Annotated in this window: 10 protein-coding genes, 1 pseudogene and 1 other annotated feature; of the genes and pseudogenes, 8 read left to right on the top strand and 3 right to left on the bottom strand. The window is 36.7% G+C overall.

The features are described 5' to 3' along the window. Positions 1-265: 265 nt before the first annotated feature. From AX663_RS01420 to rplL, 6 genes are all read left to right on the top strand, one after another. Positions 266-1,021, top strand: a complete 756-nt coding sequence (locus AX663_RS01420) for a class I SAM-dependent methyltransferase (RefSeq protein ID WP_060972495.1) — start codon at positions 266-268, stop codon at positions 1,019-1,021. 63 nt (positions 1,022-1,084) lie between these two features. Next, positions 1,085-2,338, top strand: a complete 1,254-nt coding sequence (locus tag AX663_RS01415) for an efflux RND transporter periplasmic adaptor subunit (protein ID WP_060972494.1) — start codon at positions 1,085-1,087, stop codon at positions 2,336-2,338. A 10-nt stretch (positions 2,339-2,348) separates the two neighbouring features. Further along, on the top strand, positions 2,349-3,035 hold the full coding sequence (locus tag AX663_RS01410; protein WP_207184709.1) for an ABC transporter ATP-binding protein: 687 nt from the start codon (positions 2,349-2,351) through the stop codon (positions 3,033-3,035). A gap of 9 nt (positions 3,036-3,044) precedes the next feature. Continuing rightward, complete coding sequence (locus tag AX663_RS01405) at positions 3,045-4,253, top strand: ABC transporter permease (protein WP_060972492.1); 1,209 nt, start codon at positions 3,045-3,047, stop codon at positions 4,251-4,253. A 123-nt stretch (positions 4,254-4,376) separates the two neighbouring features. Next, positions 4,377-4,513, top strand: a sequence feature (ribosomal protein L10 leader region). A 31-nt stretch (positions 4,514-4,544) separates the two neighbouring features. After that, positions 4,545-5,048: a 50S ribosomal protein L10 gene (rplJ, locus tag AX663_RS01400; RefSeq protein ID WP_003095623.1), complete on the top strand. Its 504-nt coding sequence runs from the start codon at positions 4,545-4,547 to the stop codon at positions 5,046-5,048. Between the two features lie 74 nt (positions 5,049-5,122). After that, on the top strand, positions 5,123-5,491 hold the full coding sequence (rplL, locus tag AX663_RS01395) for a 50S ribosomal protein L7/L12 (RefSeq protein ID WP_004183006.1): 369 nt from the start codon (positions 5,123-5,125) through the stop codon (positions 5,489-5,491). Positions 5,492-5,630: 139 nt separating this feature from the next. Here the strand turns inward: rplL and AX663_RS01390 are convergent, their stop codons facing one another. Continuing rightward, positions 5,631-6,254, bottom strand: a complete 624-nt coding sequence (locus AX663_RS01390) for a hypothetical protein (protein WP_060972491.1) — start codon at positions 6,252-6,254, stop codon at positions 5,631-5,633. Between the two features lie 404 nt (positions 6,255-6,658). Here AX663_RS01390 and AX663_RS01385 point away from each other — a divergent pair, with 404 nt between their 5' ends. After that, positions 6,659-7,225 carry a hypothetical protein gene (locus AX663_RS01385; RefSeq protein WP_060972490.1) on the top strand — a complete coding sequence of 189 codons (567 nt, stop codon included), beginning with the start codon at positions 6,659-6,661 and terminating at the stop codon, positions 7,223-7,225. Positions 7,226-7,464: 239 nt separating this feature from the next. Here the strand turns inward: AX663_RS01385 and AX663_RS01380 are convergent, their stop codons facing one another. Both AX663_RS01380 and AX663_RS01375 read right to left on the bottom strand, forming a co-directional pair. Further along, positions 7,465-8,772, bottom strand: a complete 1,308-nt coding sequence (locus tag AX663_RS01380; RefSeq protein ID WP_060972489.1) for a sensor histidine kinase — start codon at positions 8,770-8,772, stop codon at positions 7,465-7,467. Positions 8,773-8,781: 9 nt separating this feature from the next. Next, positions 8,782-9,525 (bottom strand): response regulator transcription factor, encoded by a 744-nt coding sequence (locus AX663_RS01375; protein ID WP_060972488.1) that lies wholly within the window; start codon positions 9,523-9,525, stop codon positions 8,782-8,784. 948 nt (positions 9,526-10,473) lie between these two features. Here AX663_RS01375 and AX663_RS10895 point away from each other — a divergent pair. Continuing rightward, positions 10,474-10,731 (top strand): annotated as a pseudogene (locus AX663_RS10895) (type II toxin-antitoxin system Phd/YefM family antitoxin). Positions 10,732-10,914: the final 183 nt, after the last annotated feature.

The following is a 10,914-nucleotide window of genomic DNA, read 5'->3' as shown; positions in this document are numbered from 1 at the left end:
GAAGTTCCATGACTAAGTTTTGAGCCGAACGTCTCAAAACTTCCGAACGCCTGAGACTAATTGCTTCAGGCGTTTTCATCACTGCCAAAAGTCTCGGTCTAAGCTGACTAGGTACGCAAAATCTATTTCATATTTAAAAATAGTTTAATTATGTTCTGAATCTCAGCCTTGCTGAGGAGTTTTCTTACACAAATGTAAGCTAGAAAGTTAAAAATGAAATCTAAGACCATGGTTTAGACTACTTAAATTCTGCTATACTAGAAACATGATTATTACGACATCTTTACGGGAAAACGAGACCTTGATTGCACGTGCCCAAGAACTAGCTCACGAGTTAGGAGCTGACTACCAGCCTCGTCGCAAGTTGTCCTTGGCAAAATGTTTAGAGCGCTTTGGACCTTTCTATCTCCTATATAAAGACAGATTGTCTTTTGTTAATGCGGATGGCAGTGAGCTGAGCTTTCATCCAGATACGGCAGTTCTTCGAATTAAGGCACCTCATGATACTTTAGTCAATCTTTTAGGGCAATCTTCCAAATCTATTCTCGACACGACCATGGGTCTGGCTTCTGATAGCCTAGTGATGGCAGCAATGGGAAATAGGGTGACAGCCCTTGAGAGTCAAGAAGTGATTTTTCAGGTGGTTTCTCGTGGTCTTGCCTCTTATCAGACGGATGATAAGCAGCTTGAAAAGGCCATGCGTTCTATTAAAGCTATTAAGAGCGATAGCTTGTCTTTTTTAAAGGTTCAAGCTGACAATTCCTTTGATATCATCTATGCCGATCCTATGTTTTCAGAGATCATCAAGGAATCGGAAAATCTAGAGGCTATCAAGCCTCTGGCCAATGGTAGCCGTCTGACAGAAAAATGGCTAAAAGAAGCTAAACGTGTTGCACGGGAAAAAATTATCATCAAGGCACATTTTCGAGATACCGTTTTCGAAGAACTTGGTTTTGAACGCCAGGTTCGACCCAATCAAAAGCTGCATTATGGTGTCATGGATGTAAGCGAAGGCCATTGACACTGAAAGTTAAAAGTATTACAATTGTTTTACTCATGCGATACAAAAAGAAAAGAGAGACATATGCGAAAGAAAATCAGTCCAAAGTTATTTAAAAATAAAAAAAGAGTTTGGATCATTGGAGGAATCGGCTTCCTTGTCCTTTTGGTTCTAGGCTTTAACCTTTTTGCAGGTGGTGGCAAGAAAGATAAGGCTTCTGAGTCCCCTACAGCAAGTAAGGTAACTAAGGGGCAGCTAGCCTCGTCGACCCTTCTGACTGGCATGGTGAAGGCTCAGTCGGAACAGTATGTTTATTTTGACAATACCATTGGACGCAATGCCACTGTGACAGTCTCTGTGGGTGAGGAAGTTAGCGTCGGTCAGCAACTGGTCCAATACGACAGCACCTCAGCCCAAGCGGCTTATGATACGGCTAGTCGTGCCTACAATAAGGCAGTTCGTGACCGTAATTATTTCCAACAGTATGGGACGGCTCCTGCGGCTTCAGCACAAACAAGTAGTGATTCGGATGAGGATGATTCGACAACTACCGTTAGTCCTCAACAGCGTCAGCAAACCGAGGCAAGTAATTACCAAACCTTGCAAGATTATAATGATGCTATTGCCAATGCAGCATCAGAGCTAGAAAAGGCACAAGATGTCCTCAACCAAACAGTCATTGTTTCAGATGCTAATGGGACAGTCGTAGAAGTCGCGGACTCTGTGGACCCTGCTTCAAAAGAGAGCCAAACCCTAGTTCATGTGACAAGTGAAGGCCAATTTGAGATTCAAGGGACCTTAACAGAATATGACATTCCAAATATTTCAGTGGGGCAAAAGGTCAAGATTACTTCCAAAGTATACCCAGACCAAACTTGGACAGGGAAGGTCAGCTATGTTTCCAATTATCCTAAGCAAAATGCTAGTCAGTCAACGGGGACATCTGGCAACTCAGGTCAGTCAGGTTCTCAGTATGAATACAAGGTTCAACTGACCAGTCCAATCGGCAAGCTCAAACAAGGCTTCAATGTATCTCTTGAAGTGACCAAAGATGATGATGCCCTGTTAGTTCCAGTAACTGCTGTGACCAAGAAAGGCTCTGACAACTACGTCTGGGTTTACGATGACGAGAGTCAAAAAATCAAGCAAGTCAAGGTCAAACTTGGTAATGCAGATGCTAAGCAGCAAGAAATTGCATCAGGGCTTAAAGAAGGTCAAAAGGTTATTACTAAGGCTGAAAAATCCTTCAAGGATGGTGAGACACTAAAGGATGTGACGGATGCCGATAGCAAAAAATCAAAAGAGACTAGTGGAGAAGAGGTGAAGTCTAGTGACTAAGCCAGCTCTTATGGTTTTAAGGGGGATCACCAAGTCTTTCAAAAATGGCCAAGAGTCCTTGCAGGTCCTTAAGGGGATTGACTTATCAGTTGATGAAGGTGACTTCGTGGCAATCATGGGCCCTTCTGGTTCAGGTAAATCAACCCTCATGAATATTATTGGACTTCTTGATCAACCAACTACAGGTTCCTATCAACTCGAGGGCGAGGATGTGGCTGATCTCTCTGAAAATCGTTTGGCCAAGGTAAGAAATGACCAGATTGGTTTTATCTTTCAGCAGTTTTTTCTCTTGCCAAAGTTAAGTGCCCAAAAAAATGTAGAGCTTCCCTTGATTTATGCAGGGAAATCTCCACGTGAACGTAAGCAAAGGGCAGAGCAATTCTTGAAAAAAGTCGGCTTGTCAGACCGTAGCCATCACCTACCATCAGAGCTGTCTGGTGGACAGAAGCAAAGGGTGGCTATTGCGCGTGCACTATCTAACGATCCAGCAATCATTTTGGCGGATGAACCTACGGGTGCGCTTGATACCAAGACAGGAACCCAGATTATGGATCTCTTAACCCAGCTAAACCGTGAAGGAAAGACCATTGTCATGGTTACCCATGAACCTGAGATTGCGGATTATGCCCGACGTAAGATTGTCATCCGTGATGGGGAAATCACCCAAGACACAACGGACAGCGTTCGGATAGACTAGGAGGTAAGAATGGAAAATTGGAAATTTGCTCTTAGTTCTATTCGTTCTCACAAGATGCGGTCCTTCCTGACCATGTTGGGGATTATCATTGGTGTTGCTGCGGTAGTACTTATCATGGGTCTAGGAAATGGGATGCGTCAGAGTGTTACCGATAGTGTGACAGGTGATAAGGATACTGTTCAAGTCTACTATGAAGCAAAGGGTGAGGAGCTAGATCCTGCCTATGCGGACCTGTCACATCCGACCAAACCGGTTAAAGAAGTTTGGTTGGAGCAAGTGGCTAGGCAGACGCCTGGTATCGATAGTTATTTTGTGACCAACAGCCTAACTTCCTCTATCTCCCTCCAGAAAAAGACTGTGAAGAATGTTAATATCACAGGTGCCAGCCAGGGCTACTTTAAAGCTAAAAAGTTAGAGATGTTGACAGGACGTTCCTTGCAAGACAATGATTATAAAAACTTTTCACGAGTCATTGTCATTGATCAGATGGTGGCTAAAAAACTCTTTGAGACGAATGAGGATGCCCTTAACCAAGTGGTTACTATTGGGAAAAATGATTATCGTGTGATTGGTGTTTATAAGAATAAAGACACAGCAATCGGTGCCTATGGTGAAATTGGAACAGCTCTTGTGGCCAATACCCAGTTAGCAGCTGAAAATAACACTGATGCTATTGGCCAGATTTTTTTCCATGTGACCGATGTGAAAAATAGTAGTAGTGTCGCTAAGGATGCCGCCAAACGCTTGACCCAGTTGACCCAAGATGACAATGGAGAATATAAGGCAGCAGATATGAGCTCGGCCTTAGATCAGGTCAACACAATCTTTGGAACCATTACCACCGTTGTCGGAGCTATTGCTGGGATTTCACTCTTAGTTGGTGGAATCGGTGTTATGAACATCATGTTGGTTTCGGTAACTGAGCGGACACGAGAGATTGGTCTTCGTAAGGCTTTAGGTGCCACACGTCGTAAAATCTTGACACAGTTTCTGATTGAGTCCATGGTTTTGACCATCCTGGGAGGTTTGATTGGGCTGGGCTTTGCAGCCCTAGTCGTTGGACCAATCGGGAATGCCATGGACCTTAAAGCGACAGTCTCTCTTGGCGTAGCCATGGGAAGTATTGCCTTCTCAGCAGCTGTAGGGATTATCTTTGGTCTCCTACCAGCTAATAAAGCTTCGAAACTCGATCCTATCGAAGCCCTTAGGTATGATTAGAAATAACCTCTTGAAATCTTTAGATTTTGAGAGGTTTTATGGTCTTCAAAAAAAGATAGAGAAAAAAATAAAAAAAATTGTATTTTTTTCTTGACGTCTGATTTAGGTCATGATATTATAAATAAGGTTTGAAAAAACTGACCTAAGACAGTTGGGGAGCAAGACTCGTAAACATCCAACCGAGGCACAAAACGTAACTATTTTTTTGTAACGTATTGTACTTTCGTGTCTAGGTTTAGGTACGATTTTTTTGTGCCTAGCCCAAAAATAAAAACGGAGGTAAAACTACTAATGAGTGAAGCTATTATTGCTAAGAAAGCTGAACAGGTTGCTATCGTCGCTGAGAAAATGAAAGCAGCAGCATCTATCGTTGTTGTTGACTCTCGTGGACTTACAGTTGACCAAGATACAGTTCTTCGTCGTAATCTTCGTGAATCAGGCGTTGAATTTAAAGTTATCAAAAACTCTATCTTGAGCCGTGCAGCTGAAGAAGCAGGTCTTGAAGACCTTAAAGAACTTTTTGTTGGTCCATCTGCAGTAGCATTCTCAAACGAAGATGTTATCGCACCAGCAAAAGTTATTAGCGAATTTGCTAAAGACGCAGAAGCTCTTGAAATCAAAGGTGGTGTTGTTGACGGTGCGTTCACTTCAGTCGAAGAAATCAACGCTCTTGCATCACTTCCAAACAAAGAAGGTATGCTTTCTATGCTCCTTTCTGTACTTCAAGCGCCAGTGCGCAACGTTGCATACGCTGTCAAAGCGGTTGCAGAAAGCAAAGAAGACGGTGCTGCATAAGCCCATCTTCACAACTCGTAGCCTAAGCTACGTTTAAAACACTATATTAAAAAACACATTTGGAGGAAATCACTATGGCATTGAACATTGAAAACATTATTGCTGAAATTAAAGAAGCTTCAATCCTTGAATTGAACGACCTTGTAAAAGCTATCGAAGAAGAGTTTGGCGTAACTGCTGCTGCTCCTGTAGCTGCTGCTGCAGCTGGTGCTGCTGACGCTGGTGCTGCTAAAGATTCATTCGACGTTGAATTGACATCTGCAGGCGACAAAAAAGTTGGCGTTATCAAAGTTGTACGTGAAATCACAGGCGAAGGTCTTAAAGAAGCTAAAGCTATCGTTGACGGTGCACCATCAGTTATTAAAGAAGGTGTTGCTGCAGCTGAAGCTGAAGAAATCAAAGCTAAACTTGAAGAAGCTGGAGCTTCAGTTACTCTTAAATAATAATCATATAGCTATTTAATTGCGGAATCCTACTATACCGGTTTTTTATTGCGATAAGCGATTATGAGAAACTGTTTGAATTAATAGGTTCCCTGCCAAAAAAACTGCCAAATTTATTTTTGGCAGTTTTTTTGTTTTTCTATTTTAGATTGGTTTTGTTTATCATATCCTCTACTATGAGATTGAAATATGAACGCTTTTTTTGATTTATTGTCTTTTCGCTTGAAATAATTAAAGCATATATGAATAGATTGTCTCCTACATCATAATTTATATCTGATACTCGCATTTTTTTACTATATTGGAGTTTGACTGTGAAGTCAAAATTGTCCTTAACAATAAGTTCAATCCAATTAGAATTATTTTTTTCGAATTTATGAATGACTTTTCCGTATACATAACATTTTGCGTATGATTTGGGATGTGAGAATCCTAATTTCTTTTGATTATCAAAAAAGTGCTCAGATAGTTCACTTTGCGATTCAGAAATTGAATCAATTATGATAAATTGATCAACACCTTCAAAACTATTTTGTTTATTTTTAATATGTGCTGTAATTATCACATATTGATTTTTACTAATATAAAATATTTTTGGATCATATCTAAATGTTAAGTAAGTATGTCTTAGTCCAGCGCCATTTCGAATAAATAATTTTAAGTAAGAGCAATCCTCATTATGTTCGATATTTATGATTTTTCCTCTTGCAATAACTGTATTTCTTCTCCTATTTTTTATTTGGGAATTGACATGATTCATCATTTATTATCTCCTTATTTTCAATTTTTCTAAATATATTATGTTTGATATTAGTCGTAGAAAAAAATACGAGAACTAACCTTTTTATAAATTTTCATTTTCAATAGTCAATTCTTCACAATGAAAATCTGATTCATTATCAGTTTTAGCATCATATCCAAATAGTTGTGTAGGAGGTGGATCACGTCTTTCACCCTCTAAGTAATCTCGTTCGTGTTGTGCAAGTTTTTCATTTAATTCTGTATCATGACGAATAATATTATAAAGACCATCATTTAAAACAGACGCTAAAAATAGAAAATGTTGTCCTTTTATGACAAAAAAACTACTGTTTATGACTTCAATGAAACTTTAGTTGTCTTTATATTATACTAATCTTGTAAATCATAAGAAAAGGAACGTCAATTATGAAAACAACAACTAAACTCATTGGTATCCTATCAGCTCTTATTGTAGTTATCCTCGCTATCTTCTTAGTGACTAAGTTTAATAGTCATGAGTCGGCACGTGTTAGCTCAAGTAGTAGCCCAGTCAAGACGGTTAAGAAATCATCTTCTAGCTCAAGTAAAGCTGTTAAAAAGGATAAGAAAGTAGCTCAATCATCATCTTCAGCAGTTTCAAATGAAGAAAATGACAATCAGGCTTCAGCAGTAGCACCTAAAGCTTCTTCTCAAGAACAAGCTCAAGCAGGTACCACAGATGGTGGGCAAGTGGCTGAAGCAACAACACCAGCTTATCAAGTTGGAGGAGTTGAAGGTGGTCGAGGTGCTTGGACAGCTACTTCTGGAACATTGACACTTGATGAGGAAACCCCTGTATATGCTGCACCAGATAAAGACAGTGAGGTTGTTTCTAAAATGCCTGCAGGTGATGTTGATTGGGATAAATATGAAATTTTACCTGATGGAAACTGGTATAGTTTTGTCAAAGATGGGCAACGTTATTATATTTCATATTCAGATGTAGGGCATTGATAAATGATTAAGAAGTCTTTATAAACCACTTTTCAAGTCTATCAAGGTTTTAAGAAAAACATGAAATAAAAAAGACAGTAACTATTATGAAGTTACTGTCTTATTTTGGTCTTACGAAAACCACTAGCTATGCTAATGGTCCCAAAAATTATTAAGCTATGTAGCAAAAAATACTAGAAACAGACTATTCAAATGCAAAACCTAAGTCGATTAAAGAGGTTAAAGTTAAAAGTTGAGACTTACTTACAAAATTTGATAGTTTGAGAAAAGAGATGATTTGCACTACGAGTGGTAATCGTAGATTTAGGGTATTTTTCTAATACGCTGTTTACATTATGTAATCCAAGACCTCTTCCTTCCCCTTTACTAGAGTACCCCCTATCAAAAATATGATTAACATCCACTTTTTCTGATTTTATACTATTTTCAACGATAAGTACCAACGAATCATCATTATTCATGAAAGCAACAGTCATTCTTGGACTTATAGCTTCAATCGTAGCTTCGATAGCATTATCACAAAGGACAGAAAGAACAGTTATGAAATCTAGTAATTCTATCCTAAAATTACTAACAGGTTCTTCAATCTCAACAGAAATTGAAATACCTCTATTTTGTGCCTCAAGTAATTTAGCGGAAAGAATACTTTTGATAGCATCATTCTTAATATTACTAAGTTTAGCAATATCAAACTTACTATCATAGAATTGGTTTCCACTATCTCTTAGGACACCACTGTATACAGTTTTAATAGCTTCGATATCTTGATTATCAATTCCTAATTTTAGACTGGTCAAAATATTAATGTAGTCATGACGGAAACTTCTAATTTCCTCATAAAGTGATTCAACATGATGGCTGTAAATAGATAGTTCATTTAATTGAGTATCTTTTTGATCAATTATTTCCTTTTCTAGTTTTTCTTTTGAAATTGCATTGAGATAGAGTAGCATTACAAAAAACAGAACAATATAAAAGTTATTAATATGTCCTCTCCAGTTATCTGCATCAGCTAATTTGTCTCTATAAATAACAAGTATAGAAACTAAGAGCATATATACAAACATAGAGATGTTGATCAGTAACAATAAATACTTGAAATAGTAACGCTTGAAACCTTCTTTTATTTCGTTAAAATCTAACCTAAGAGATTTTACTATGAGTAAATGAAGAGGGAAAACCAGTAATTCAATTAAGATATCATACCAACTTAGTTTGACTTCATTGAAGACAGAGACTCCTAGTAGAGGGAAAACGTAGAATGCTAACATTCTACCTAGCAAGCTTTCAACGATAACGGGGTACAAGCCATAAAAAATATCAAGTGTTTTACTACCATACTTATTTTGATATATGTTATAAGCAATAAAGATAAAAAAGAAAGTAAAGTACCCAACAGGAGGACATATGATGAGGAGTAGAACATACAAAAATGGACCAATAATACACCACAAAGGTTTGATTGGTTGGTTACTAACCTGTTGAAACAGTAACAATGCTACTAACATCTTAGAATAGAACAGCAATAAATTTATAACTATATCCATAGAAACACCTTAGCTTTTCAGAGATTTAACTTTTTCTAGGAGGCCCTTATATTTCGTACGCGAAATGGGACATTCATTATTATTTTCAAACATTACCATTTTATCTTCTTTATTGATCCTAACGATATTTTCAGGATTAACGATAAATGAACGATGGCATCGAAATAGGCGGTCATCAGCTCGTTCAACTTCTGAAATACTGGCGTAGAACTCCATGCGTTCTTCTTTAGTATGCAAAATAACTTTATGTATTGTTGGAGATGTTTCAAAAAATAAAATATTGTTAAAAGGCACTTGAACATGGGCCGTAGCTGTTTCAAAAGTAAATGAATCTTGGGCAATAGTGGCACCGATTTTATCCATGGTATATTCAATTGCTAAATGCACACGTTCATAAAACTCTTCATCATCCAAAGCTTTATCAATAAAATCTAGTGCAGCAACTCTATATTTAAAAGTGACTGGCATAAATTCTGAATGTGTTGTTACAAAAACAATTGTTGCATTAGGGTCTTTTTTCCGAATTTCTTTTGCAATGTCTAGCCCCTTTTTTTCTTCTCCTTTAATTTCAATATCTAAAAAGAAAAGTTGATGAGAACCTCTTTCGGTAATCGCATCAAGTAGCTGGCTAGGTTTTCCAAAAATCTCAGGTCCTTTACATTTTAGAGATTTTTTTGCAATAACATCCTTAATAACGGTCTCTATTCGTGTTTGTTGTAAAAATTCGTCTTCTAAAATAAAAATATTTAACAATTAGTGTACTCTCCATTCGATAAAAAATTTAGTACTGTAGTAAAAGACATTGAAGTCTTTTTCCAGTATGAAAATATATTTGTTTTGTTTTTTTAGGACGTCTAAATAAAAATCCATGTTTCTTTACAAATACAGATAATTTTCCCTAACATGCAGTACACATATAAGTATGTAAACTTTTAAGTAATGATAGTAGTCATAAAACCGGTATATCGTAACAGTTCTAGAAACTATTATATCGGTATACTTTTACTGTAAATGACAAAAAATGAACCGTTTATGATATATGACAAATTAAATGGTATAACCAAGCTATAATAAAAATAGGAATTGGAGGTGAAGTATGTTCAATATTGTGAGGCACTTTTGGTTGTTGATAACTGTTAAAAAGTATATTAAAAAATATAAGTTAAAAGTTAAAGTTAACAATCATTTTAATTATATAAGGATTACTACAGCAACTAACACTCTTTATTTTATCACATTTACAAAGAATTGTAATTATGGAAAAAAGTTAAAAAAATTAGGAGGAGTAACGTTTATGCACAAATTATTTTATTGACAGCGAATATTGATTATAACAAAATATTTAATGAACATCTCGAACTATTAGGTGTCATTGATATCAAAAAGTCATTAGCGAATACCTCTAATGAAATTAGTGATTATCTAGATTATTTTTTTAATATCGAAAAGGTGCATTAACCTCCATGTACATGTAAACTGTACTTGAGGTTATTTTTTTTATCATCAGATTAAATAGTTTTTCGATGTTTTATCGTAACAAATGTTTATTTATGTATGTTATAACAAAACGAAGTTCAAATCTGCAAACTTTTGAAACAAGGATGTACTTTAATTGTCTTAGAATCGCTTTCTAGGACAAATATATCCTATTTACTGGTTTTCTCTAAAAAATGCTATGATAAATCTAGGGAGGGGATTATGATGCAGATTAATCTTGAAAATTTAGTTCCCATTTCTGAAGCTAACCAAAATTTTTCTAAAGTTGCTCGTATGGTCGACAGGAAGGGGACTGCAGTGATTCTAAAAAATAATAAGCCCAAGTATGTATTGGTAGAATATGACACCTTAATTAAAAATGAATAAGGTGAGACAGAAGTTGCAGAGTAGGTCACAGTCGACGATGTGGCTAACTCTGTTTTGTCTCGTCATTTAGATGCCTTCAAGGAATTAGCTAAATGAAGCGATAAAACAGATAATTTAGTGATAGCAAAATAGATAGAAAACTAGGGCATAAGCTCTGGTTTTTTCTATTACTTTTAATATTTTCATTTGTTAGAATGTAGGTAATGTGCGTGCTTGTCACGCCCTTTTTCTGTGTCTTTTACGGCTTTAGTGGTTGTAAATAACTATAAAAATCTTAAA

This window comes from Streptococcus sp. CCH8-H5 (assembly GCF_001556505.1).
In the GTDB taxonomy this organism is placed as follows: Bacteria; Bacillota; Bacilli; order Lactobacillales; family Streptococcaceae; genus Streptococcus.
Note: the sequence above shows the minus strand (reverse complement) of the source record. Positions and strands in the feature narration are given on the sequence as shown.

Coding starts and splice junctions, on each gene's coding strand:
- AX663_RS01405 (WP_060972492.1), top strand. CDS start 3,045: ATGGAAAATTGGAAATTTGCTCTTAGTTCTATTCGTTCTCACAAGATG.
- AX663_RS01390 (WP_060972491.1), bottom strand. CDS start 6,254: ATGATGAATCATGTCAATTCCCAAATAAAAAATAGGAGAAGAAATACA.
- rplL (WP_004183006.1), top strand. CDS start 5,123: ATGGCATTGAACATTGAAAACATTATTGCTGAAATTAAAGAAGCTTCA.
- rplJ (WP_003095623.1), top strand. CDS start 4,545: ATGAGTGAAGCTATTATTGCTAAGAAAGCTGAACAGGTTGCTATCGTC.
- AX663_RS01420 (WP_060972495.1), top strand. CDS start 266: ATGATTATTACGACATCTTTACGGGAAAACGAGACCTTGATTGCACGT.
- AX663_RS01385 (WP_060972490.1), top strand. CDS start 6,659: ATGAAAACAACAACTAAACTCATTGGTATCCTATCAGCTCTTATTGTA.
- AX663_RS01415 (WP_060972494.1), top strand. CDS start 1,085: ATGCGAAAGAAAATCAGTCCAAAGTTATTTAAAAATAAAAAAAGAGTT.
- AX663_RS01380 (WP_060972489.1), bottom strand. CDS start 8,772: ATGGATATAGTTATAAATTTATTGCTGTTCTATTCTAAGATGTTAGTA.
- AX663_RS01410 (WP_207184709.1), top strand. CDS start 2,349: ATGGTTTTAAGGGGGATCACCAAGTCTTTCAAAAATGGCCAAGAGTCC.